Annotated in this window: 23 protein-coding genes; 16 read left to right on the top strand and 7 right to left on the bottom strand. The window is 67.2% G+C overall.

Annotated elements, in window-relative coordinates:
* Window positions 1-34 precede the first annotated feature (34 nt).
* The 3 genes from AC5P7I_RS03200 to AC5P7I_RS03190 all read left to right on the top strand — a co-directional run bounded on the left by AC5P7I_RS03200 (window position 35) and on the right by AC5P7I_RS03190 (window position 2,835).
* Window positions 35-931 (top strand): DMT family transporter, encoded by an 897-nt coding sequence (locus tag AC5P7I_RS03200; RefSeq protein ID WP_014648474.1) that lies wholly within the window; start codon window positions 35-37, stop codon window positions 929-931.
* A gap of 210 nt (window positions 932-1,141) precedes the next feature.
* A complete protein-coding gene (locus tag AC5P7I_RS03195) occupies window positions 1,142-2,149 on the top strand; it encodes a methionine ABC transporter ATP-binding protein (protein ID WP_014648473.1) in 1,008 nt (335 codons plus the stop codon).
* Entirely contained in the window at window positions 2,146-2,835 is a 690-nt protein-coding gene (locus AC5P7I_RS03190) for a methionine ABC transporter permease (RefSeq protein WP_014648472.1), read from the top strand. The genes AC5P7I_RS03195 and AC5P7I_RS03190 overlap by 4 nt, the downstream gene beginning before the upstream one ends.
* A 107-nt stretch (window positions 2,836-2,942) precedes the next feature.
* Here AC5P7I_RS03190 and AC5P7I_RS03185 read toward each other — a convergent pair whose 3' ends face one another.
* Entirely contained in the window at window positions 2,943-3,545 is a 603-nt protein-coding gene (locus tag AC5P7I_RS03185) for a lipocalin family protein (RefSeq protein ID WP_014648471.1), read from the bottom strand.
* A gap of 128 nt (window positions 3,546-3,673) precedes the next feature.
* Here AC5P7I_RS03185 and AC5P7I_RS03180 point away from each other — a divergent pair, with 128 nt between their 5' ends.
* Both AC5P7I_RS03180 and AC5P7I_RS03175 read left to right on the top strand, forming a co-directional pair.
* Window positions 3,674-3,997 (top strand): hypothetical protein, encoded by a 324-nt coding sequence (locus AC5P7I_RS03180; protein ID WP_049439992.1) that lies wholly within the window; start codon window positions 3,674-3,676, stop codon window positions 3,995-3,997.
* Between the two features lie 69 nt (window positions 3,998-4,066).
* Complete coding sequence (locus tag AC5P7I_RS03175) at window positions 4,067-6,163, top strand: prolyl oligopeptidase family serine peptidase (protein WP_495222140.1); 2,097 nt, start codon at window positions 4,067-4,069, stop codon at window positions 6,161-6,163.
* Window positions 6,164-6,281: 118 nt separating this feature from the next.
* Here AC5P7I_RS03175 and AC5P7I_RS03170 read toward each other — a convergent pair whose 3' ends face one another.
* Entirely contained in the window at window positions 6,282-7,475 is a 1,194-nt protein-coding gene (locus AC5P7I_RS03170) for a pyridoxal phosphate-dependent aminotransferase (RefSeq protein ID WP_262088153.1), read from the bottom strand.
* Window positions 7,476-7,618: 143 nt separating this feature from the next.
* Between AC5P7I_RS03170 and AC5P7I_RS03165 the strand changes: the two genes are divergently transcribed.
* The 8 genes from AC5P7I_RS03165 (at window position 7,619) to hslU (ending at window position 15,110) form a co-directional block, all read left to right on the top strand.
* Complete coding sequence (locus AC5P7I_RS03165; RefSeq protein ID WP_262088152.1) at window positions 7,619-9,730, top strand: S9 family peptidase; 2,112 nt, start codon at window positions 7,619-7,621, stop codon at window positions 9,728-9,730.
* 54 nt (window positions 9,731-9,784) lie between these two features.
* Window positions 9,785-10,213, top strand: coding sequence for a YbaN family protein (locus AC5P7I_RS03160; protein WP_262088151.1), 429 nt, complete (start codon window positions 9,785-9,787; stop codon window positions 10,211-10,213).
* An 82-nt stretch (window positions 10,214-10,295) separates the two neighbouring features.
* The gene (lptM, locus tag AC5P7I_RS03155) at window positions 10,296-10,568 is read left to right on the top strand and encodes an LPS translocon maturation chaperone LptM (protein WP_014648465.1); all 273 of its coding nucleotides are present in this window, start codon (window positions 10,296-10,298) and stop codon (window positions 10,566-10,568) included.
* Window positions 10,561-11,412: a diaminopimelate epimerase gene (dapF, locus tag AC5P7I_RS03150; RefSeq protein WP_032961204.1), complete on the top strand. Its 852-nt coding sequence runs from the start codon at window positions 10,561-10,563 to the stop codon at window positions 11,410-11,412. The genes lptM and dapF overlap by 8 nt, the downstream gene beginning before the upstream one ends.
* Entirely contained in the window at window positions 11,409-12,083 is a 675-nt protein-coding gene (locus AC5P7I_RS03145) for a DUF484 family protein (protein WP_014648463.1), read from the top strand. Before dapF ends, AC5P7I_RS03145 begins: the two co-directional genes overlap by 4 nt.
* 16 nt (window positions 12,084-12,099) lie before the next feature.
* Window positions 12,100-12,996, top strand: coding sequence for a tyrosine recombinase XerC (gene xerC, locus AC5P7I_RS03140; RefSeq protein ID WP_046432594.1), 897 nt, complete (start codon window positions 12,100-12,102; stop codon window positions 12,994-12,996).
* 85 nt (window positions 12,997-13,081) lie between these two features.
* A complete protein-coding gene (hslV, locus tag AC5P7I_RS03135; RefSeq protein WP_005411093.1) occupies window positions 13,082-13,633 on the top strand; it encodes an ATP-dependent protease subunit HslV in 552 nt (183 codons plus the stop codon).
* A gap of 103 nt (window positions 13,634-13,736) precedes the next feature.
* A complete protein-coding gene (gene hslU, locus AC5P7I_RS03130; protein ID WP_014648461.1) occupies window positions 13,737-15,110 on the top strand; it encodes an ATP-dependent protease ATPase subunit HslU in 1,374 nt (457 codons plus the stop codon).
* A 96-nt stretch (window positions 15,111-15,206) separates the two neighbouring features.
* Here the strand turns inward: hslU and AC5P7I_RS03125 are convergent, their stop codons facing one another.
* Together AC5P7I_RS03125 and smeT are read right to left on the bottom strand one after the other, a co-directional pair.
* Entirely contained in the window at window positions 15,207-16,199 is a 993-nt protein-coding gene (locus AC5P7I_RS03125) for a Gfo/Idh/MocA family protein (protein WP_014648460.1), read from the bottom strand.
* A gap of 46 nt (window positions 16,200-16,245) precedes the next feature.
* The gene (smeT, locus tag AC5P7I_RS03120; protein WP_032961200.1) at window positions 16,246-16,905 is read right to left on the bottom strand and encodes an efflux transporter SmeDEF transcriptional repressor SmeT; all 660 of its coding nucleotides are present in this window, start codon (window positions 16,903-16,905) and stop codon (window positions 16,246-16,248) included.
* Window positions 16,906-17,129: 224 nt separating this feature from the next.
* On the opposite strand from smeT, the gene smeD reads away from it, so the two are divergent.
* The 3 genes from smeD to smeF all read left to right on the top strand — a co-directional run bounded on the left by smeD (window position 17,130) and on the right by smeF (window position 22,942).
* Complete coding sequence (gene smeD / locus AC5P7I_RS03115; protein ID WP_049439978.1) at window positions 17,130-18,314, top strand: multidrug efflux RND transporter periplasmic adaptor subunit SmeD; 1,185 nt, start codon at window positions 17,130-17,132, stop codon at window positions 18,312-18,314.
* A 12-nt stretch (window positions 18,315-18,326) separates the two neighbouring features.
* On the top strand, window positions 18,327-21,449 hold the full coding sequence (smeE, locus tag AC5P7I_RS03110; protein ID WP_014648457.1) for a multidrug efflux RND transporter permease subunit SmeE: 3,123 nt from the start codon (window positions 18,327-18,329) through the stop codon (window positions 21,447-21,449).
* 92 nt (window positions 21,450-21,541) lie between these two features.
* Window positions 21,542-22,942 carry a multidrug efflux RND transporter outer membrane subunit SmeF gene (smeF, locus tag AC5P7I_RS03105; RefSeq protein WP_115444190.1) on the top strand — a complete coding sequence of 467 codons (1,401 nt, stop codon included), beginning with the start codon at window positions 21,542-21,544 and terminating at the stop codon, window positions 22,940-22,942.
* A gap of 142 nt (window positions 22,943-23,084) precedes the next feature.
* Here the strand turns inward: smeF and AC5P7I_RS03100 are convergent, their stop codons facing one another.
* From AC5P7I_RS03100 to AC5P7I_RS03090, 3 genes are all read right to left on the bottom strand, one after another.
* Window positions 23,085-23,507 carry a low affinity iron permease family protein gene (locus AC5P7I_RS03100; protein ID WP_032961193.1) on the bottom strand — a complete coding sequence of 141 codons (423 nt, stop codon included), beginning with the start codon at window positions 23,505-23,507 and terminating at the stop codon, window positions 23,085-23,087.
* Window positions 23,508-23,574: 67 nt separating this feature from the next.
* Window positions 23,575-23,910, bottom strand: coding sequence for a hypothetical protein (locus tag AC5P7I_RS03095; protein WP_005411085.1), 336 nt, complete (start codon window positions 23,908-23,910; stop codon window positions 23,575-23,577).
* Window positions 23,911-23,985: 75 nt separating this feature from the next.
* The gene (locus tag AC5P7I_RS03090; protein WP_014648454.1) at window positions 23,986-24,246 is read right to left on the bottom strand and encodes a hypothetical protein; all 261 of its coding nucleotides are present in this window, start codon (window positions 24,244-24,246) and stop codon (window positions 23,986-23,988) included.
* Window positions 24,247-24,309: the final 63 nt, after the last annotated feature.

Genomic DNA, 24,309 nt, shown 5'->3' with positions numbered 1-24,309 from the left:
TCTACAGAAAGCGACGACCGGGCGATAATGGGCCATGAACGTGCAACGCTCCCCTTCGCGTGCGGTGGCCTGGATGGTCGCTGCGGTCGCCTGTTTCTCGCTGATGGACGCTGGCATGAAGCAGCTGTCGGCCAGCTATCCGACCCTGGAGGTGACCTTCCTGCGCGGCGCGGCCTCGTTGCCGTTCGTGCTGGTCTGGGTGTTGGCCAGCGCCGGCCCGCGCTCGCTGGTGCCGCGTCGCTGGGGCCTGCACCTGCTGCGTGGCGCGCTGGGCATGGCGATGATCGGCTGCTTCGTGTTCGCCCTGCGCGACCTGCCGCTGTCCACCGCCTACACCATCTATTTCGTCGCCCCGCTGCTGATCGCCGCCTTGTCGGTACCGCTGCTGGGCGAGCGGGTCGGGCCACGGCGCTGGGTCGCCATCGGCATCGGCCTGGTCGGCGTGCTGGTGGTGCTGCGGCCGGGCGTGGACGGTTTCATCTCGGTGCCCGGCCTGATGGTGCTGGCTGCGGCCACCGCCTATGCCGTGGCGGCGATCACGGTCAGCCTGCTGACCCGCACCGATACCTCGCAGTCGATGGTGGTCTGGTTCCTGGTGATCATGGCCATCGGTGCCGGCCTGCTGTCCCTTCCCGGCTGGGTGCCGCTGCAGCTGGCGCATGCGCCGCTGATCGCCGGCATGGGCCTGGCCGGGGCGCTGGGCCAGATCGCCCTGACCAAGGCGTTCCAGCTGGGAGAGGCCTCGATGATCGCGCCGCTGGAGTACAGCGGGCTGGTCTGGGTGATCGGCTGGGACCTGGCCTTCTGGGGCCAGCTGCCTGATGGCTATACCTGGGTGGGCGCCGCGATCATCGTGGCTTCGGGGCTGTACCTGCTGCATCGTGAGCGCCTGAACCGGGTGCAGCCACCTAAGCCGCTGGACCATCCCTGAGCCGGTTGGGCCTGGGAATGGGGTCAGAGCCCCTGCGGGGATCCGACCCCGGGGTCGGATCCCCGCAGGGGCTCTGACCCCAGCCAACACGTCGGCGCGGGCGGCTTAGAACCAAAAGGAATAACATTCTGGCCCATGGCGCGGGCGCGCGACCGCCTGCGCTGGTAGGCTGCACGCCCCCTTCCGTCACCCAGCCGGTGAGCCACGCCCGTGATCGAGTTCCAGCGCCTGCACAAATCCTATGCCGTTGCCGGCCGCGAAGTCAGCGCGCTGCAACCGCTGGACCTGACCATCGAGGCCGGTGAGGTATTCGGCATCATCGGCCATTCCGGCGCCGGCAAGTCGACCCTGATCCGCATGATCAACCGCCTGGAAGAACCCAGCGGTGGCCGGCTGCTGATCGGTGGCGAGGATGTCACCGCACTGGACGCGGACGGCCTGCGCACGCTGCGCCGGCGCATCGGCATGATCTTCCAGCACTTCAACCTGCTGTCGTCGCGCACGGTGGCTGGCAATGTCGCCTTCCCGCTGGAACTGGCCGGCACGCCGCAGGCGGAGATCGACGCGCGCGTGGCCGAGCTGCTGCAGACCGTGGGCCTGGAAGCGCATGCGCAGAAGTATCCGGCGCAGCTGTCCGGCGGCCAGAAGCAGCGTGTCGGCATCGCCCGTGCGCTGGCGACCCGCCCGCAGATCCTGCTGTGCGACGAGGCCACCAGCGCGCTGGATCCGCAGACCACCGCCTCGGTGCTGTCGCTGTTGTCGAAGATCAACCGCGAGCTGGGCCTGACCATCGTGCTGATCACCCACGAGATGGACGTGATCCGCCGTGTCTGCGACCGCGTGGCCGTGCTCGATGCTGGCCAGATGGTCGAGACCGGTCCGGTTACCCGGGTGTTCCTGCATCCGCAGCACCCGACCACGCGGCGGTTCGTCAGCGAATCGGAGCACGTGGACGAAGGGGCGTTGCACCGCGATTTCGACGTGGTGGGCGGGCGCATCGTGCGCCTGACCTTCCTCGGCGGCGACACCTACGAACCCCTGCTGGGCAGCGTCGCGCGCCAGACCGGGGTCGACTACAACATCCTGTCCGGCCGTATCGACCGGATCAAGGACACCCCCTATGGCCAGCTGGTGGTCGCCCTGGTGGGCGGTGACCAGTCCGCCGCGCAGGCTGCCTTCGTGGCTGCCGGCGTGCATGTCGAGGAGCTGCGTCGATGATCATCGCCACTGCCGGCGGTTTCTTCCGTCACCTGGATGCGGGCAAGTGGGCCGACATCGGCCAGGCCACCTTCGACACCCTGCTGATGCTGCTCGGTTCGCTGCCGCTGACCCTGGCCATCGGCCTGCCGCTGGGCGTGCTGCTGTACCTGTTCGGGGCGCCGCAGATGAAGCGCCGGCCGTTTGCCTATGGCGTGCTGGCTCTGGTTGTGAACCTGCTGCGCTCGGTGCCTTTCATCATCCTGATGATCGTGCTGATCCCGGTCACGCTGTTCCTGATGGGTACCTCGCTGGGCGTGCGCGGCGCGATCGTGCCGCTGGTGATCGGCGCGGCGCCGTTCTACGCGCGCCTTGTCGAGACCGCGCTGCGCGAAGTGGATCGTGGCGTGATCGAGGCGACCCAGGCGATGGGCGCCACCACCTGGCAGCTGGTCACCCGGGTGCTGCTGCCGGAAGCACGACCGGGGCTGATCGCCGGGGCGACGGTCACCACCGTGGCCCTGATCGGCTTCACCGCGATGGGCGGTGCGATCGGTTCCGGTGGCCTCGGCGACCTGGCGTTCCGCGATGGTTACCAGCGTTCGCACACCGACGTGGCGCTGGTCACCGTGGTCCTGTTGCTGGTCCTGGTGCAGCTGCTGCAGATGCTCGGCGACCGCCTGGTCGCGCATTACAGCCGCAAGTAACAGAATGCCGGGCGGCAGCCGGGCGGCAGCCGGCCAGCGGCCGGCTCTACCCGATTGCCGGGAAAAAAACGGTAGTGCCGGCCGCTGGCCGGCAATTCCACGTGCGGTCAACGCGCGTTCGGTACTTCGTAGCCCAGCTTCCCGACCTGTTCCGGATGCTGAGGCACGCGCTTGAGCTTGTCGGTGTTCACGCCGTACTCGTCGCGCAGGCGCTCGGCCAGCTCCTTGTACAGGGCTTTGTCCATGTCCGGCTTGCGCGCGAAGATCCAGGCCATTTCGCGGCCCGGATAACCGATCAGTGCCCATGAATAGTCCGGGGCCACTTCCAGTACCCGCGAATGGGTCGGCACCACGCGATAGAACCAGGTTCGCCAGCCATGGTTGCCGCTGTCCGGATCGACGCTGGCACGTGCGCGAATTTCCTGCAGTGGTTCGCCGAAACCATCACGGTAGCGGTAGGTGATGGCGACCTTGTGCTCGTCGCGCAGCTCGTACTCGTTGACGCTGGCGACATGCCCGCGTTCGATGAAGTTCGGCACGCGGCCGATCACATACCAGGTGCCCATGAAGCGCTTCAGGTCGATCGGCGCCCCCGGGTCGGCCGCGTCGGTGGCGCTGGCGCGGGGCGACGGCGGCTCACTGGCGGCCATGGCAGGACCTGCCAGGGACAGAGCCAGCAGCACGGCGCAGAACGGGCGGATCGAAGTCATGCGGGAGCGGGCTCCAGTGGGCTTGCACGCGCATGGTCGACTGTGTGCACGCGATCCGTCAATGGTGTCGCATCCTGTGAGAAGGGGCTTGCCCAAGCTGTGTTGCATTGTCTACCGGAGAAGCCCCCATGAACGCTCGTTCCGTCCGTCGCCCTGCAACTGAACGCGTCATCGAACGCGCCGACCCGCGCCTGCTGCGCGGCGTGCGGCAGCTGGCCCTGGCTGGGCTGGCGCTGGTACTGGTCTGGCCGGCGGCGCGTGGCAGCAGCGCATGGCTGGGCTGGCTGCCGATGTGGCTGGTGGGCATGCCGCTCGCGGCCTGGTGGGCGCTGCTGCGCTTTCCGCTGCCGCACCCGTCATGGCGATGGCGGGCGCGGCGTACCGGTGGACAGGCGCGCCGTCGGCCGGCTTCCGCCGCACGCGGCCGGCGCGGTCCGGCGGCCACGGCCTGACCTTCGACACGGGGGAGGCCGCGACATTCCGTGCTAGCGTTCCCCGGCTTATGACTGCCTGGAGCTGCAATGTCACGACTCGCTTCCGCCTGCCTGCTGGCCGGCATGATGACCGCTGCCTCGGTGGGGACCGCCGTGGCCGCTGAAGACACCGATCGCTACGCCTGGCTGGAGGACGTCACCGGCGACAAGCCACTGTCCTGGGTCAAGGAACAGAATGCCAGGTCCGAGGCGCGCCTGGCGCAGACCCCGACCTTCAAGCAGATGGAGACCAGCATCCGCGAGGTGCTCGACTCCGACGCCAAGATTCCCGGCGTGCAGAAGATCGGTGACTACTACTACAACTTCTGGAAGGACCAGCAGCACGAGCGCGGCCTGTGGCGCCGCACCACCCTGGCCGAGTACCGCAGGGCCTCGCCGCAGTGGGAGACCGTGCTCGACCTGGATGCACTGAACAAGGCCGAGGGCGAGAACTGGGTCTGGCACGGCGCCGACTGCCTGCGCCCGGATTACAGCCGCTGCCTGATCGCGCTGTCGCGCGGCGGCGCCGACGCCGACGTCACCCGTGAGTTCGACCTGGCCAACAAGACCTGGATCAAGGACGGCTTCTTCCGTCCGGAGTCGAAGGGCGGCCTCAACTGGGTCGATCGCGACACCGTGTTCGTCTACACCGACTTCGGTGCCGGCTCGATGACCACCTCCGGCTACCCGCGCGTGGCCAAGCTGTGGAAGCGTGGCACGCCGATGTCCTCGGCCACCGTGGTGTACGAAGGCAAGCCGGAGGACATGTACATCGCGGCGATGCACGATGACACCCCGGGCTTCGAACGCAACCTGGTCAGCCGCACCCTGGCGTTCTACAACAACGAGCTCTACCTGCGTGGCGACGACGGCACGCTGACCAAGATCGACGCGCCGAACTCGGCCGAGAAGGGTTTGCACAAGCAGTGGCTGACCCTGGAACTGCGCGATCCGTGGACCGTGGGCGGCAAGACCTACGCGTCCGGTTCGCTGCTGGCGACGAAGCTGGACGATTTCCTGGCCGGCAAGCGCGACTTCGACGTGCTGTTCACCCCGACCGCGACCACCTCACTGGCCAGTGCCAGCTGGACCAAGAGCCACCTGGTGCTGAACGTGCTGGACGACGTCAAGAACCGCCTGTCGGTGCTGACCCCGGGTGCCGACGGCTGGCAGACCAGCCGCTTCGTCGGTGCCCCGGCCTTCGGCACGCTGGGCGTGGCTGCGGTGGACAGCAATGACAGCGACGCGGTGTGGCTGACCGCCACCGATTACCTGACGCCGACCACGCTGGCCCTGGCCGAGATCGGCCAGGCACCGGAAACGCTGAAGACCATGCCGGCCTTCTTCGATGCCAAGGGCAAGGTGATCGAGCAGCACTTCGCCACCAGCAAGGACGGCATCCGCGTGCCGTATTTCGTGGTGCACGACAGGGCGATGAAGCTCGATGGCTCCAACCCGACCCTGCTGTATGGCTACGGTGGTTTCGAGATCTCGCTGACCCCGAGCTATTCCGGTGGCATGGGTCGCGCCTGGCTGGAGAAGGGCGGCGTGTACGTGGTCGCCAACATCCGCGGCGGCGGCGAGTACGGCCCGCGCTGGCACCAGGCGGCGCTGAAGCAGAACCGTCACAAGGCCTATGAAGACATGGCCGCGGTGGCGCGGGACCTGGTCAAGCGCAAGATCACCAGCGCCAAGCACCTGGGCGTGCAGGGCGGCAGCAACGGTGGCCTGCTGACCGGCAACATGCTGACCCAGTACCCGGAGCTGTTCGGTGCGGTGGTGGTGCAGGTGCCGCTGCTGGACATGAAGCGCTACAGCCACCTGTTGGCCGGCGCCTCGTGGATGGCCGAGTACGGCAACCCGGACACCAGCGACTGGGAATTCATCAAGACCTTCTCGCCGTATCACCTGTTCAACGCGAAGAAGAACTACCCGCCGGTGCTGTTCACGACCTCCACCCGCGATGACCGCGTGCACCCGGGCCACGCCCGCAAGATGGCGGCGAAGATGATCGACGCCGGCAAGGACGTGACCTACTACGAGAACATCGAAGGGGGCCACGGCGGCGCAGCCAACAACGCACAGGCCGCGCATATGTCCGCGCTGGCCTACAGCTTCCTGTGGGAGCGGTTGGGCGGCAAGTAAGCAGAACGGAAAACGCCGCCCCAGGGCGGCGTTTTTCTTTACCGGTAGTGCCGGCCGCTGGCCGGCAACCGCATCATTCAGGCATTCCCGGGTTGCTGGCCAGCGGCCGGCACTACCCTCAACGTGATCCCTGCCAACGCTTCAACCCGCGCGCGATCCGCGCCACCGCCTCCTGCAACCGCGGTACCTGCTGGGTATACGCCAGCCGCACATGCTGGTTGGCGCGATGGAAGCCGAAATCCAGGCCCGGGGTGAACGCCACGTGCTCGGTTTCCAGGAAGTGCGCGCAGAACGCCTGCGCGTCGTCGGTGAACGCGCTGACATCGGCGTACAGGTAGAACGCGCCCTGCGGCTCGACTTCAATGCGGAAGCCGAGCTCACGCAACGCGGGCAGCAGGAAGTCGCGGCGTTGGCGGAACGCTTCCCGGCGCTGTTCGAAGATCGCCATCGATTCCTCGCTGAAGCAGGCGAGCGCGGCGTGCTGGGCGATGCTGGAGGCGCTGATGTACAGGTTCTGCGCCAGCTTTTCCAGGTCCGGTACCGCTGCAGGCGGTGCCACCAGCCAGCCCAGCCGCCAGCCGGTCATGCCGAAGTACTTGGAAAAGCTGTTCAGCACGAACGCGCTGTCGTCCACCTGCAGCACGCTGGGCGCATCCAGGCCGTAGGTCAGGCCGTGGTAGATCTCGTCCACCACCAGGTGGCCGCCCCGCGCGTGCAGGGCCTGCGACAGTGCCGCCAGTTCGTCGGCGGACAGCACGGTGCCGGTCGGATTGGCCGGTGAGGCGACCAGCGCGCCGACGCTGTCGTCATTCCAGTGCTGTTCCGCCAGCGAAGGGGTCAGCTGGTAGGCGGTGTCCGGGCCGACCGGCACCAGCTGCGCGCCGCCCTCGACGAGGCGCAGGAAGTGGCGGTTGCAGGGGTAGCCGGGGTCGGCCAGCAGCCAGTGGCGGCCGGGATCGACCAGCAGGCTGCTGGCCAGCAGCAGCGCACCGGACCCACCCGGGGTGACCAGGATGCGTTCGGGATCGACATCCAGCCCATAGTGGCTGCGGTAGAAACCGCTGATCGCCTGGCGCAGGGCCGGCAGGCCGCGCGCGGCGGTGTAGCGGGTGTGGCCGGCGGCCAGTGCGGCCTGGCCGGCACGCACGACGGGTTCGGCGGTAGTGAAGTCCGGTTCGCCGATTTCCAGGTGGATCACATCGTGGCCTGCCTGTTCCAGCGCCTGCGCGCGGGCCAGCAGGGACATCACGTGGAACGGAGCGATTTCATGGCTGCGCCGGCTGTAGCCCGGCGTGTGGGGCGGGGTGCTCATGTGCCCATGGTACGCCGGCCGGCGCAACCCATGACGTTCCGCAGGGTTGCCGCATTGCCGAGATTGGGGTCAGATCCCTTTTCGGGAAAAGGGATCTGACCCCGTCGAAGACCATTGCATTGATGCGCCAGGAGCCTTATCTCATGAAGTCCACCCTCTGCCTGTTGCTCGCCAGCCTGATGACCACGACTGCTACCGCCGCCACGCCGCCCGTTCCGCCGGATGCCGCCAAGCATCCGCATGTGGTCAAGGCGCCGTTCGGCGCGACCCGCAACGATGACTATTACTGGCTGCGCGACGACAAGCGCGAGAACAAGGACATGCTGGCCTACCTGCAGGCCGAGAATGCCTACGCCGACCAGCTGCTGGCACCGCTGAAGCCCCTGGAAGACACCTTGTACAAGGAGATCGCCGGCCGCATCAAGCAGGATGATTCCAGCGTGCCGGCGCGCGAGCGCGGCTACTGGTACTACAGCCGCTTCGAGACCGGCCAGGATTACCCCATCCACGCGCGCCGCAAGGGCAGCATGGAGGCGGCCGAGGAAATCCTGCTGGACGTCAACGCAATGGCCGCCGGCAAGGGCTACTTCAGCGTCGGCTCGATGGAAGTCAGCCAGGACAACCAGCTGCTGGCCTGGGCCGACGATGACGTCGGCCGCCGCCAGTACACGATCCGCTTCAAGGACCTGGCCACCGGCACGGTGCTGCCCGATGTGATCACCGGCAGCTCCGGCGACCTGGTCTGGGCCGACGACAACCGCACCGTGCTGTATGTCGAGAACGATCCGGAAACGCTGCTGACCGTGCGCGTGAAGAAGCACGTGCTGGGCACCCCGGCCAGCGCCGACACCGTCGTCTACGAAGAGAAGGACGACAGCTTCTACATGGGCATCGGCCGCACCCGCGACGATCGCTTCATCACCATCGGCGTGCACAGCACCGTGTCCTCGGAAGAGCGCTACGCGCCGGCCAGCGACCCGACCACCTTCACCGTGCTGGCGCCGCGCCAGCGCGATGTCGAGTACGACGCCGACCACCATGACGGCCGCTGGGTGATCCGCACCAACGACGGTGCGAAGAACTTCAAGCTGGTCACCGCGCCGACCGATGCCACCTCGCGCGCGCAATGGAAGGATTGGATCGCGCACGACGATGCGGTGTTCATCGAAGGCTTCGAACTGTTCGACACGTACACCGCCATCGCCGAACGGTCCGAGGGCCTGGAGCGCATCCGCCTGCTGTTCAAGGACGGGCGCAGCGACTACGTGAAGGCCGACGAGCCGGCCTATTCGATGGGCCTGGGCGACAACACCGAGGCCGATACGCCGTGGCTGCGCTACGTCTACACCTCGATGACCACCCCGACCACCGTGTTCGAGCTGAACACCGCCACCGGCGAGCGTCGCCAGCTGAAGGTGCAGCCGGTGATCGGCTATGACGCCTCGAAGTACGAGACCGACCGCGTCTGGATCACCGCGCGCGATGGCGTGAAGGTGCCGGTGTCGCTGGTCTACCGCAAGGGCTACCAGAAGGACGGCAAGGGCGCGCTGTTCCAGTACGCCTACGGCAGCTACGGCATGTCGATGGATCCGTACTTCAACCAGACCGCGGTCAGCCTGCTTGATCGTGGCGTGGTGTATGCCATCGCCCACATCCGTGGCGGCCAGGAGATGGGGCGCGACTGGTACGAGAACGGCAAGCTGCTGCACAAGCAGAACACCTTCAACGACTTCATCGACGTCACCCGTGGCCTGGTAGCACAGGGCTGGGCGGCGAAGGATCGCGTGGCCGCGTCCGGTGGCAGCGCCGGCGGCCTGCTGATGGGCGCGGTGGCCAACCAGGCGCCGCAGGATTACCGGGTGATGGTGGCGCAGGTGCCGTTCGTCGACGTGGTCACCACCATGCTCGACCCGACCATTCCGTTGACCACCAACGAATACGACGAGTGGGGCAACCCGGAGCAGAAGCCGTATTACGACTACATGCTGTCCTACTCGCCCTATGACAACGTGAAGCAGCAGGCGTACCCGGCGCTGTACGTGGGTACCGGCCTGTGGGATTCGCAGGTGCAGTACTGGGAGCCCGCCAAATGGGTGGCCAGGCTGCGTGATGACAACACCGGCCACTACCCGATCCTGTTCCGCACCAACATGGAAGCTGGCCACGGCGGCAAGTCGGGGCGCTTCCAGCGCTACCGCGAACTGTCCGAGTCGTACGCGTTCGTGCTGCAGCAGCTGGGCATCGCCCAGCCGTAACGGCGAAGGGGCGCCGGGCGCTGCCTGGCACCCCGAACCGGTATCCTTGCGGCCATGAGCCTGCCCGAGCCATCTGCACCCCGCGATAGCGCCACGACGCCGCGCGTGGTGCGTTTCCGCTGGGCATGGTGGCTGCTGGCGTACGTCAGCCTGGGCACCGGCATCGTCGGCATCTTCGTTCCGGGGCTGCCGACCACCGTATTCATCCTGATCTCGGCCTGGGCCGCCTCGCGCGGTTCGGAGCGCCTGCATACCTGGCTGCTGCAGCATCCGCGTTTCGGCCCGGCCATCGCCAACTGGCAGGCACACGGGGCGGTCAGCCGCTATGGCAAGTGGATGGCCACGATCACCATGGCGGTATGCGCCGGCATCATGCTGTGGTGCGTGCCGATCGCCTGGGTGAAGTGGTTCTCGATCGGCAGCATGACCGTGGTCGCAATCTGGCTGTGGACGCGGCCGCTGCCACCGCCGCCCGCGGATTGAGCGCCGGCGGTAGTGCCGGCCGCTGGCCGGCCACCCGATTCCCTGCACCAACCGCTCAGCCGCCAATGGCTATACTCGGGGCATGAAGATCCCCCATCGAAACGCCATCCTGATTCCGCTGGCAGCGGCCTCGCTGCTGCTCCTCGCCGCCTGCGGCAACAAGGGCCCGCTGGTACTGCCGCAGAAGCCGGTGCCGGTGGAAGAAACTGTCGAACCCGCTGCCGAGCCCGCCACCGAGGCGACTGCGCCGCAGACCCAGGGCAGCGGCACCCCGGCCACGACCGTGGAGCCGGCCGCACCGGCCACCCAGCCGGCGCCCACGCCCGCGAAGAAGGCGGGCAGCGGGAATGAGTAAGGCCGGTTCCAGGGCCCTGCGTTTCAGCAAGATGCATGGCGCGGGCAATGATTTCGTAGTGATCGACCTGCGTGACGGCACCGCACCGCCCACGCCCGAGCTGGCCGCGCGCCTGGCCGACCGCCACACCGGCGTTGGCTGCGACCAGATCCTGACCATCGAGGCACCGCGTGCGGACGGTTCGGTGGCCTCGTACCGCATCTGGAATGCCGACGGCTCCAATTCCGAGCAGTGCGGCAACGGCGCGCGCTGCATCGCCGCCTGGCTGGTGCGCGAGGGCAGTGCGCAGGGCGATGCATTCGTCATCGACAGCCCGCTGGCCAGCCATGAAGTGAAGGTGCTGGGCGAAGGGCAGTTTGCGGTGACGATGGGCGTGCCCGCCTTCGAGCCGGCCAACGTGCCGCTGATGGGCTTTGCGCACGCGCGCGAGGAATACCTGCTGCCGCTGCAGGGCGAGAGCGTACGCTTCGCCGCGGTGTCGATGGGCAACCCGCATGCGGTGATCGAAGTGGGCCTGGTCGATGCTGCACCGGTCGAGCGCGTCGGTGCGCTGCTGCAGCAGCATGCGTCGTTCCCGCGCTCGGTGAACGTGGGCTTCGCCCAGGTGATGAGCCCGGCCCACGCCCGCCTGCGCGTGTTCGAGCGCGGTGTCGGCGAGACCCTGGCCTGCGGCAGTGGTGCCTGTGCCGCCGCGGTGACCCTGATGCAGCGCGGTCGCCTGCAGCGCGATGCCCGCATCAGCCTGCCCGGTGGCGACCTGCGCATCCAGTGGCCGGGCGATGGCCAGCCGGTGGTGATGGCGGGCCCGACCGCATTCGTCTTCGAAGGGGAGTGGATCGCATGACCGAAACCGTCGACAAGCTCGGGGCCCATGAAGTCGCTGCCTGGTTGCGGCGTCATCCCGGCTTCCTCAAGCAGTTCCCGGACCTGGCCCTGACCCTGGTGGTGCCGCGTGACGACGGCCCGACCGCGTCGCTGGCCAGCTACCAGCTGGAAGTGCTGCGCGAGAAGAACCGCGAGCTGGCACGACGGTTGGCCGATCTGGGCGCGACCGCCCAGGTCAATGAGCGGCTGGCGGTGCGCACGCACCAGCTGACCCTGGCGCTGATGAAGCAGGACAACGCGGCTGACACCCTGCGCGCGATGGCCGCCTCGTTGCAGGAAGACTTCGCCGGCGACCTGGTGCGGCTGGTGGTGCACACGCCAGTGGCCGGGCTGGAACAGGCCGACTGGCTGCAGGTGATTGCCGCGGATGATCCGCAGCTGGGCCCGTTCCGCGATTGCCTGAACGATGGCGAGCCGATCTGCGGCCGCCTGCAGCCGGAAAAGAATGCCGTGCTGTACGGCGTGCGCAGCGAGGAAGTGCAGACCACCGCGCTGCTGCCGCTACCGGGCGTGGGCCTGATCGCGGTCGGCAGCCACGACCCGAACCGCTTCTACCCAGGCATGGGGACGTTGTTCCTGCGCATGATGGGCGACGCGCTGGTCACTGGCCTGAAGCGCTTCCCGGGCTGAGCAGGTTGCGACGGCGATGAGCGCGGTACAGGCCTTCCTGCAGCACCTGCAGGTGGAGCGGCGGATGTCGGCGCATACGCTCGACGCCTACCGCCGCGACCTGGACGCGCTGTCGGCCTGGGCCGAGCCGCGTGGCGTGGCGGTGGAGGCACTGGATGCCGAGGCCGTGCGCCAGTTCGTTGCCGACGAGCACCGGCGTGGCCTGTCGGCCAAGAGCCTGCAGCGCCGCCTGTCGGCCTGCCGAAGCTTCTATGCCTGGCTGCTCAAGCACGGGCGTATCGAGGTCAGCCCGGCAGCGACGCTGAAGGCACCGCGCGCACCGCGCCGGTTGCCACAGGTCCTCGACGCCGATGAGGCGGTGCAGCTGGTCGAGCTGGAGCCGGAGGGTGAGCTCGGCCGCCGTGACCGCGCGTTGCTGGAACTGTTCTATTCCTCTGGCCTGCGCCTGAGCGAAGTCTGCGCGCTGACCTGGCGCGATCTGGATTTCGACAGCGGGTTGGTGAACGTGCTGGGCAAGGGCAACCGCCAGCGCCGGGTGCCGTTCGGCCGGCCCGCGCGCGAAGCCCTGCAGGCGTGGCGCACGGAAAGTGGGGGCGGCCCGGCCTCGCCGGTGTTCCCCGGCCGCAACGGGCCGATCAGCCAGCGCGCGGTGCAGATCCGCATCCGCCAGCTGGCGCAGCGCCAGGGCCTGTTCAAGCACGTGCATCCGCACATGCTGCGGCACAGTTTCGCCAGCCACATCCTGGAATCGTCCGGCGACCTGCGCGGTGTGCAGGAGCTGCTGGGCCACGCCGACATCGCCACCACGCAGATCTATACCCACCTCGATTTCCAGCACCTGGCCAAGGTCTACGACGCCGCGCATCCGCGCGCGAAGCGCCGACGCAGCAACGAGGGCAGCGGAGAAAGCTGAACGTTGCCCCTGCGGCAGCCGGTCGCGGGTGGCTTGAAGGGCGCAGCGCAGTCCCCACCTCTGGTTCTGTCACCCCGGAGGCATCATGGACCCCAGTCAGAACCCCAACGTTTTCCACGCCACCACCATCGTCTGCGTCCGTCGCGGCGAGCACGTGGCCATTGCCGGCGACGGCCAGGTCACGCTGGGCCACACCGTGATGAAGGGCAACGCGCGCAAGGTGCGCCGCCTCGGCCGTGATGGCCAGGTGCTGGCCGGCTTCGCCGGTGCCGCCGCCGATGCCTTCACCCTGTTCGAGCTGTTCGAGGCCAAGCTGGAAAAGCATGGCCAGCTGCAGCGTGCTGCGGTCGAACTGGCCAAGGATTGGCGCACCGAGCGCCGCCTCGGCAAGCTGGAAGCTCTGCTGGCGGTGGCCGACAAGGAAACCTCGCTGATCATCAGCGGCACCGGCGATGTGATCGAGCCGGAGGACGGCATCATCGCCATCGGCTCGGGTGGCTCGTATGCACTGTCGGCCGCACGCGCCTTGATGGCGCACACCGAACTGGATGCGCGCACCATCGCCAGCGAAGCGATCGGCATCGCCGGCGACATCTGCATCTACACCAACCGCAACGTGGTGGTCGAGGAGCTGTGAGGGTAGCGTCGGGCGCTGGCCGGCAACCTCATGATTCCCCGCACGCGTGCCTGGTTGCCGGCCAGCGGCCGGCACTACCGACAAAGAATCCGTGAGCACATCCATGTCGAAGATCGAAGTTTCCTCCGCCACCATGACCCCGCGCGAGATCGTGCAGGAACTGGACCGGCACATCGTCGGCCAGCACGACGCCAAGCGCGCCGTGGCCATCGCCCTGCGCAACCGCTGGCGCCGCATGCAGCTGGTGCCCGAGCTGCGCAATGAAGTGATGCCGAAGAACATCCTGATGATCGGCCCGACCGGCGTCGGCAAGACCGAGATCGCGCGTCGCCTGGCCACGCTGGCCAACGCGCCGTTCGTGAAGGTCGAAGCCACCCGCTTCACCGAAGTCGGCTACGTCGGCAAGGACGTCGAGCAGATCATCCGCGACCTGGCCGATACCGCGGTCAAGCTCTATCGCGAACAGGCCAAGGTGCGCGTACGCACCCAGGCCGAAGAGCGTGCCGAAGACCGCATCCTGGATGCGCTGCTGCCGCGCCGCAGCGGTGGCATCGGCTTCGATCCGGAAGTCGCCCGCAACGAGCCGTCGGCGCAGGACAACGAGACCCGCATCAAGTTCCGCAAGATGCTGCGCAACGGTGAGCTGGACGAGCGCGAGATCGAACTCGACCTGGCCGCCAACGTCAGCATGGACATCATGACCCCGCCGGGCATGGAGGAAATGGGCCAGCAGCTGAAGTCGATGTTCGCCAACCTCGGCGGCGGCGCCAAGGCGCACAAGCGCACGCTGACCATCAAGGCCGCGCGCCCGCTGCTGATCGAGGAAGAAGCGGGCAAGCTGGTCAACGAGGACGACATCCGCACCGCCGCGATCGAGGCCTGCGAGCAGCACGGCATCGTCTTCATCGACGAGATCGACAAGGTCGCCAAGCGTGGCGACAACGTGGGTGGTGGTGACGTGTCGCGCGAAGGCGTGCAGCGCGACCTGCTGCCGCTGGTGGAAGGCTCCAACGTGTCCACCAAGTACGGCACGATCAAGACCGACCACATCCTGTTCATCGCGTCGGGCGCGTTCCATCTGGCCAAGCCCAGCGACCTGATTCCGGAGCTGCAGGGCCGCTTCCCGATCCGCGTGGAGCTGGGTGCGCTGAGCAAGAACGATTTCGTGCGCATCCTGACCGAACCGAAGGCCGCGCTGACCAAGCAGTACGAAGCACTGCTGGCCACCGAAGGCGTCAAGGTCAGCTTCACTGCCGATGCCATTGATCGTCTGGCCGAGATCGCTTTCCAGGTGAACGAACGCCAGGAAAACATCGGCGCGCGTCGCCTGCATACGGTGCTGGAGCGCCTGCTGGATTCGCTCAGCTACGAGGCACCGGACCGCGACGGCGAAACCCTGGCCATCGACAGCGCCTACGTGGACAAGCACCTGGGTGAGCTGGTGCAGGACCCGGACCTGAGCCGCTACATCCTGTAATGCCTGGTGGGGTCGGATCCCTCGCCGTGGCGAGGGCGCTGACCCCGCCCACTGCAGCAGAAAAGGCCGCCGCAAGGTGGCCTTTTTCCTGTGCGGTCAGTGCGATTGCCGGGTGCGGTAGTCCCGCAGCACCTGGTCGATCACTGCACTGGTGCGGGCGGCGCTGATGCCGTTCGAGGGCGAGTGCCCGTTGCCGCGCAGTTCGTCGACGAGGGAGGCGATCAACGGCTGCTGGATCGACGACGGGTTCGGGATGTCGAAGGCCTGCACGCCCGCTTCGGTTTCCAGCTCCACCGGAACGTCCTCGAAGGTGGCAAAGCGCAGCTGCCCACGGTCGCCGGTGATCTCGATCTGATCCTGGCGGCGGAACGCGCAGAAGCTCCATTGCGCGATGCCGTGTGTCCCCGTCCCGGTGCGGAAGCACATCGAGACGCTGTCCTCGGCGGCGTAGGCGCCGGTCAACGAGCTGGCCAGGCCACGCACATCGCTCAGCGGCCCCAGCAGATGGTCGAGCAGGTCCAGGGTATGCGAGCCCAGGTCGACGAACAGCCCGCCGCCGGCGATCGCGGGGTTGGTCCGCCAGAAGTCAGGCGATGCGGCATCCACTGAATGCGGCCGGTGCAGGGTGGCGCGCACGGCGCGCACTGTGCCGATCGCGCCGTCGTCCAGCAGCTGCTTCACCTGTGCGAAGCGGGGCAGGGCACGGCGGTAGTAGGCCACGAACACGGGCACGCCGCTGCGGGCGCTGGCCGCGATGATGCGCTGGCACTCGTCGTGGTCCATGGCCATCGGCTTTTCGATGTAGACCGGCTTGCCCGCAGCAATCGCCTGCAATGCGTAGTGCATGTGCGTGGAGGGCGGTGTTGCAACGTAGACCGCGTTCACCTCCGGATCGGCGATGAGTGCATCGGCGTCCGCGTACCAGCGCGGAATCGCGTGGCGGCGTGCATAGTCTTCGGCCAATGCGGCATTGCGGCGCATGACCGCCACTACCCGTGAGCCCGGCGTGTTGGCCAGGGCTGGCCCGCTCTTCTTCTCGGTGACGCTGCCACACCCGATGAAGCCCCACACCACGTTGTCCAGGATCATCGATCTGCCCTTGCAGGGGGTGCCGCAGTGATGGGAGCAGCCTCGTTCACGCCTCGGGCAGCGGCTCGGGGACGGTGCCGGGAACGAACACACCATCCTTCACGTAGGCGGCCAGGGTCATGTCCAGCGCGAGCATGCCATCGCGCTTGAGGTCCATCAGTTCCGGTTCGACCATCGCGCCGTGCAGCACGCCCAGCACGGTGGCGTGCAGCATGCGCGCGGCGATTTTCGGGTCGGCGCCTTCGCGCAGCTGGCCCAGATCGCGGGCGCGGCGCAGGGCACGCTCCATCCGGTCCAGCGCATCGCGGAATCCGGCCTGCTGCATTTCGGTCAGCACCCTGGTGTCCGCCGACGCATCGCTGCGCAGCATGATCTCCATGGTCTTGCGCAGGCGCTCGTCCTCGGACAGCTCGATGAACGAGTGGATCATCACCGCGCGCAGGTCGTGCACCGGGGTGTCGCGCTGGTCGGTGGAGGTGCGCTCCAGTTCCTGCATGAAGGGCAGGTGCACGCGCTCGACGATGGCGGCCAGCACCTCGCTCTTGTTCTTGAAGTGCCAGTAGACCGCGCCACGGGTGTAGCCGGCGCGGGCACCGATCATCTCCAGCGTGGTACGGGCCACGCCGTGTTCATGGAAGCAGGCTTCGGCGGCGTCAAGGATGCCTTCCCGGGTTGCCTGGGTGTCCTCTTTGGTCTTGCGGGCCATGGGTGTGGGTACGAGTGCGGGTGAAACGTGGCTGAATTGTACCGGTTTACAAACAAACAATCATGTATGTATATTTCGCACCCATCATTCCCGTCGTGTGCGTGGCAGGCCGGTCCGGCGCCTACTCCACCCGGGTGGGCGCGATCTGCGGGCTTTCACCGGAAGGGGAACGTCCATCGATATCAGCTCCCTCTGAGATTCCTTCCTCCAAGAGCCTTTCCGTCATGTTGCTGAGCCGAATCCGACCCTTTGCACTGTCGCTGGCAATCGCCGCGACCGTGGCTGCCTGCGGCGGCCAACCCCAGGCCCCCGAGCAGGGCCCGGGTGACGTCACCGTGGTCACGCTGAAGTCCGAGACCGTGGGCCTGACCCGCGAACTGCCGGGCCGTACCAATGCCTTCCTGGTCGCCGAAGTGCGCCCGCAGGTCAATGGCATCGTGGCCAAGCGCCTGTTTACCGAGGGCGGCATGGTCAAGGCCGGCGAGCCGCTGTACCAGCTCGACGATGCCAGCTACCGGGCCCAGGCCAACAACGCCCGCGCCCAGCTGGCCCGCGCCGAAGCCACCGCCAATGCCGCGCGCCTGAGTGCCAAGCGCATCACCGAGCTGGCCAAGGTCGATGCGGTCAGCCAGCAGGACCTGGAGAACGCCGTCGCCGCGCAGAAGCAGGCCGAGGCCGACGTCGGTGCCGCCAGGGCCTCGCTGGATGCGGCCAACGTCACCCTGGGCTACGCCCGCATCACCGCGCCGATCAGCGGCCGCATCGGCAAGTCCAGCGTCACCCAGGGTGCGCTGGTCAGCGCCGGCCAGGCCAACGCACTGGCCACCGTGCAGCAGCTGGACCCGATCTATGTCGACCTGACCCAGTCCTCGGCCGAGCTGCTGCAGCTGCGCCGCGAACTGGCCGCCGGCCGCCTGCAGGACAACCAGACCCTGCCGGTCAGCATCCTGATGGAAGACGGCAGCACCTTCGAGCACAAGGGCACGCTGGAGTTCTCCGAAGTCAGCGTCGATCCGACCACCGGCAGCTTCGGCCTGCGCGTGAAGGTGGACAACCCGGACGGCCTGCTGATGCCGGGCATGTACGTGCGTGCGGTGATCGGCGGCGGCGTGCGCAGCGATGCGGTGCTGGTGCCGATGCAGGGCATCGCCCGCGACCCGAAGGGCGACACCACCGCGATGGTGGTCGGCAAGGACAACAAGGTCGAAGTGCGCCCGGTCAAGGTCAGCCGCACGGTCGGCGACAAGTGGCTGGTCGAGGACGGCCTGAAGGCCGGTGACAAGGTCATCGTCGAAGGCCTGCAGAAGATCGGCCCCGGCATGCCGGTCAAGGCCACCGAGAAGGGCGACGCACCGGCCAAGCCGGCGGCAGCCGCCCAGCCTGCCGCCCCGGCCGGCGACGCGAAGTAAGCGGAGAACCCCATGGCACGCTTTTTCATCGATCGACCCATCTTTGCGTGGGTGATCGCCATCATCATCATGCTCGCCGGCGGCCTGGCGCTGTTCAAGCTGCCGGTCTCGATGTACCCCAACGTCGCACCGCCGGCGGTGGAAATCAGCGCCACCTACCCGGGTGCATCGGCCAAGGTGGTCGAGGACTCGGTGACGCAGATCATCGAGCAGAACATGAAGGGCCTTGATGGCCTGATCTACTTCTCCTCCAACAGCTCGTCCAACGGCCAGGCCACCATCACCCTGACCTTCGAGAGCGGCACCAACCCGGATATCGCCCAGGTGCAGGTGCAGAACAAGCTGCAGCTGGCCATGCCGCTGCTGCCGCAGGAAGTGCAGCGGCAGGGCATCAACGTGGCCAAGTCCAGCTCGGGCTTCCTGAACGTCATCGCGTTCGTGTCCGAGAACGGCAGCATGGACGCCAACGACATCGCCGACTACGTCGGTTCCAATGTCGTCGACCGCCTGAGCCGCGTGCCGGGCGTGGGCAACATCCAGGTGTTCGGTGGCAAGTACGCCATGCGCATCTGGCTGGACCCGAACAAGCTGCATACCTATGGCCTGTCGGTGCCGGAAGTGACCGCCGCGATCAAGGCGCAGAACGCCCAGGTGGCGATCGGCCAGCTCGGCGGTGCGCCGTCGGTGAAGGGCCAGCAGCTCAACGCCACCATCAACGCGCAGTCGCGCCTGCAGACCCCGGAACAGTTCCGAAACATCATCGTGCGCGGTGCGCAGGACGGTGCCGAGCTGCGCCTGGGTGATGTCGCCCGCGTCGAGCTGGGTGCCGAGTCCTACGACTTCGTCACCCGCTACAACGGCCAGCCGGCCAGTGGCCTGGCGGTCACCCTGGCCACCGGCGCCAACGCGCTGGATACCGCGGCCGGTGTGGATGCCGCGCTGGAAGACATGAAGGGCTTCTTCCCGGCCGGCCTGAAGGCCGAGATCCCGTACGACACCACCCCGTTCGTGCGCGTGTCGATCAAGGGCGTGGTGCAGACCCTGATCGAAGCGATCGTGCTGGTGTTCGTGGTGATGTACCTGTTCCTGCAGAACTTCCGCGCCACCCTGATTCCGACCATCGCCGTGCCGGTGGTGCTGCTGGGTACCTTCGGCGTGCTGGCGATGCTGGGCTTCTCGGTGAACATGCTGACCATGTTCGCGATGGTGCTGGCGATCGGCTTGCTGGTGGACGATGCCATCGTGGTGGTGGAGAACGTCGAGCGCATCATGTCCGAGGAAGGGCTGTCGCCGCTCGAAGCGACCCGCAAGTCGATGGGCCAGATCACCGGTGCGCTGGTGGGTATCGGCCTGGTGCTGTCGGCGGTGTTCGTGCCGATGGCCTTCATGAGCGGCTCCACCGGCGTGATCTATCGGCAGTTCTCGGCCACGATTGTCTCTGCGATGGCGTTGTCGGTGCTGGTGGCGATCGTGCTGACCCCGGCACTGTGCGCGACCATGCTCAAGCCGCTGAAGAAGGGTGAGCACCACGTCGCCCACCGTGGCCTGGCCGGTCGCTTCTTCAATGGCTTCAACCGTGGCTTCGACCGCACCAGCGAAAGCTACCAGCGCGGCGTGCGCGGCATCATCCACCGTCCGTGGCGCTTCATGGGCATCGTGGCGGCGCTGTTCGTGCTGATGGGCGTGCTGTTCGTGCGCCTGCCCAGCTCGTTCCTGCCCAATGAAGACCAGGGCGTGCTGATGGCGCTGGTGCAGGCGCCGGTCGGTGCCACCCAGGAACGCACGCTGGAATCGATCGCGGCACTGGAAAACCACTTCCTGCAGAACGAGAAGGATGCGGTGGACTCGGTGTTCTCCGTGCAGGGCTTCAGCTTCGCCGGCATGGGCCAGAACGCGGGCATGGCGTTCGTCAAGCTGAAGGACTGGAGCGAGCGTGACGCCGACAATGGCGTGATGCCGATCACCGGCCGTGCGATGGCGGCCCTGGGCCAGATCAAGGATGCCTTCATCTTCGCCTTCCCGCCGCCGGCCATTCCGGAGCTGGGGACCGCCTCGGGCTACACCTTCTTCCTGAAGGACAACAGCGGCCAGGGCCACGAGGCACTGGTGGCCGCGCGCAACCAGCTGCTCGGCCTGGCCGCAGGCAGCAAGAAGCTGGCCAACGTACGCCCGAACGGCCAGGAAGACACGCCGCAGTTCCGCATCGACATCGACGCGGCCAAGGCGACCTCGCTGGGACTGTCGATCGATCAGATCAACGGCACGCTGGCCGCGGCGTGGGGCAGCTCATACATCGATGACTTCGTCGATCGTGGCCGCGTCAAGCGCGTGTTCGTGCAGGCCGACCAGGCGTTCCGCATGGTGCCGGAGGACTTCGATCTCTGGTCCGTGAAGAACGACAAGGGTGAGATGGTGCCGTTCAGCGCCTTCGCTACCAAGCACTGGGATTACGGTTCGCCGCGCCTGGAACGCTACAACGGTGTGTCGGCAATGGAAATCCAGGGCGAACCGGCCCCGGGTGTCGCCTCCGGTGATGCCATGGCCGAGATCGAACAGCTGGCCAAGCAGCTGCCGGCGGGTTTCGGCATCGAATGGACGGCGATGTCCTACCAGGAACGCCAGGCCGGCTCGCAGACGCCGCTGCTGTACACGCTGTCGCTGATGATCGTGTTCCTGTGCCTGGCCGCGATGTATGAAAGCTGGAGCGTACCGACCGCGGTGCTGCTGGCGGCCCCGCTGGGTATCCTCGGCGCGGTGCTGGCCAACACCTTCAAGGGCCTGGAGCGCGACATCTACTTCCAGGTGGCGATGCTGACCACGGTGGGCCTGACCAGCAAGAACGCGATCCTGATCGTCGAGTTCGCCAAGGAAAACCTGGAAAAGGGCGCCAGCCTGATCGAGTCGATCATGCACGCCGTGCGCGACCGCCTGCGCCCGATCGTGATGACCTCGCTGGCCTTCGGCATGGGCGTGGTACCGCTGGCGATCTCCACCGGTGCCGGCTCCGGCGCCAAGCAGGCGATCGGCACCGGCGTGCTCGGCGGCATGATCGTCGGCACCGTGCTCGGCGTGTTCTTCGTGCCGCTGTTCTTCGTGGTGGTGCAGCGCGTGTTCAAGCGCAGATCCACGACGTGACCTGAAACGGTCATGCCGGCCTCAGGCTGGCGTTATCGAAACGGTAGTGCCGGCCGCTGGTCGGCACTGCCTCCTGCCATCCGGCAGTACCGATGGAAGTGATCCCCATGAAAAGTGCATCCCTGTTCCTCTCCATTGCCGCCACGCTCGCGCTGGCCGGCTGCTCCACCCTGGCGCCGAAGAACACCGCCGTCGCTCCGGCGATTCCTGCGCAGTGGCCGGCCGAGGCCGCGCAGGGCGAGGTGGCCGATGTCGCCGCCGTCGGCTGGCGCGATTTCTTCACCGATGCGCGCCTGCAGCAGGTGATCGAGCAGTCGCTGCAGAACAACCGCGACCTGCGCGTGGCCGTGCTCAATGTCGAGCGCGCGCGTGGCCAGTACCGCGTGCAGCGCGCCGATCGCGTGCCCGGCGTGGCCGTGACCGGCCAGATGGACCGCCGTGGTACCGATGCCGGTGTCACCGAGCAGTTCAGCGCGGGCGTGGGTGTGGCCGAGTTCGAGCTGGACCTGTTCGGTCGCGTGCGCAACCTCAGCGAGGCGGCGCTGCAGCAGTACTTCGCCGTGGCTGCCAACCGCCGCAACGCGCAGCTGAGCCTGGTGGCCGAGACCGCCACCGCGTGGCTGACCTATGGGGCTGATGCGCAGCGGCTGAAGATCGCCGATGCCACGCTGAAGACCTACGAGGATTCGCTGCGCCTGGCCGAGGCCCGCCACGAACGCGGCGGCAGTTCGGCGCTGGAGCTGACCCAGACCCGTACCCTGGTCGAGACCGCACGCACCGATGCCGCGCGCCTGCGCGGCCAGCTGGCCCAGGACCGCAACGCACTGGCGCTGCTGGCCGGTGGCCAGCTCGATCCGGCACTGCTGCCGGACAGCATCGAACCGCAGCTGCTGGCGCTGGCCCCGCCGCCGGCCGGCCTGCCCAGCGACGTGCTGCTGCAGCGCCCGGACATCATGGCCGCCGAACACCAGCTGCTGGCCGCCAATGCCAACATCGGTGCGGCACGCGCAGCGTTCTTCCCGAGCATCTCGCTGACCGGCAGCATCGGCAGCGGCTCCAGCGAACTGTCCAACCTGTTCGACAGCGGCACCCGTGTGTGGAGCTTCCTGCCGAAGATCACCCTGCCGATCTTCCAGGGCGGCAAGCTGCGCGCCAACCTGGCCATCGCCAACGCGGATCGTGATATCGCACTGGCGCAGTACGAGAAGTCGATCCAGGTGGGATTCCGCGAAACGGCCGATGCGCTGGCGTTGAATGTCAGCCTGGATGAGCAGGTGAGTTCACAGCAGCGCCTGGTGGAAGCGGCCGAACAGGCCAATCGCCTGTCGCAGGCACGCTACGACGCGGGGCTGGACAGCTTTGTCACCCTGCTTGACGCGCGGCGTACCGCCTACAACGCGCAGCAGACCCAGCTGCAGGCGCAGCTGGCGCAGCAGGCCAACCGCATCACCCTGTACAAGGTGCTGGGCGGCGGCTGGCACGAGCGCGGGTAAGCAATGCTTCTGGTAGGTGCCAACCTTGGTTGGCACGGATGCGTCAGCGCAGGCGGCTGGCCCTGTGCCAACCAAGGTTGGCACCTACCTGGAGATCGAGGGTAGTGCCGGCCGTTGGCCGGCATTGTCATTCGGAGGCCTGCTATACCGCTTCATCGTCGCGCCGCGCCGCATGGCAGGCGCGAACGCGCGCCAGCGCATCGCCGGCTTCGCGCGCCATCTGCTCGTACTCGGCGCGGATCTCTTCCAGGCGCGCTTCATCCAGTTCTTCCAGATCCAACAGTTCGTTGTTGGCTTCGGCCGTCGCCCGGATCAGCTCGTCCAGCTTGATCTGCATCGCGGCAGTATCCGCGTTCTGCGTGTGCTGGATCAGGAACACCATCAGGAAGGTGATGATGGTGGTGCCGGTGTTGATCACCAGCTGCCAGGTGTCGTTGAAACCGAACACCGGGCCACTGATGCCCCAGATCACCACGATCGCTACTGCAGCCAGGAAGGTCCACGGCGAGCCGGTGGCGGCCGCGGCCTTCTTGGCGATCGTATTGAACAGGTTGCGTGCTTTCATCGTCGTCGTCCCACTCATGTGACGAGGATGATCGGCAGTGGCCCGTGCAGGGGTTGTGCAGCGGCGGTCAGGCGCGCATGCGCTGCAGTCGTGGCGCCTGCAGGCTGCGCACCGGGCTGCTCTGGTAGACGTGCTGCCAGCAACGGTCGACGAACTCACGGGCCTGGGCTTCGCTCAGCCGCGGCATGATCTGCAGGGCGTATTGGGTCTGGAACATCTCGTCACGTTCGGCCTCGCTGGCGCGCGGCTGGGTGATCAGCGAATCACAGGCGAACTTGATCCACGGCACGTACGAGCCGAACGAGTTGTGCGGCAGTGCGCCTTCGGCATGTTGGCGGCGCCAGTGGTCAAGCTCGGCGTCAACGTTGATGACCGGAGGAATGGTGGGGACTTCAGCGTGCATGACAATCCAGTTCGGTTGAGTGGAAAGGGAGTGGGGGTTCATCCGAGTGTGGCGTATATGGCGGTGCATGCCGCGTCAGCGGGATGTGGAGCCTGCGTTGGCATGGCCGATCAACTGCGCATGTTCGACCGCACCGAGGTCTTCGGCCAGAGTGGCCATCGCATTGCACAGGCGTTCGTGGTCGAGCGGGTGGCGGCGGACCAGCTCCAGTTGCATGTGCTGATAGGCAGTCCAGAACGGCGCGCCGCGCCGGTGCAGCGCATATTGCTGCTGCAAGCGTTCGCGGATCGGATCGAGGATCGGGTCTGTCGTAGGGCGTACGGCGTGCGCGCACATGGCTGGCTCCGCCGGGGAAAGGGTGCCCCGGTGAACCCACCGTAGGCGTGTCAGCCGCGTGGG

This window comes from Stenotrophomonas sp. YJH_SMC_138 (assembly GCF_059369855.1).
This window is presented reverse-complemented; position numbering and strand designations above follow the sequence as displayed.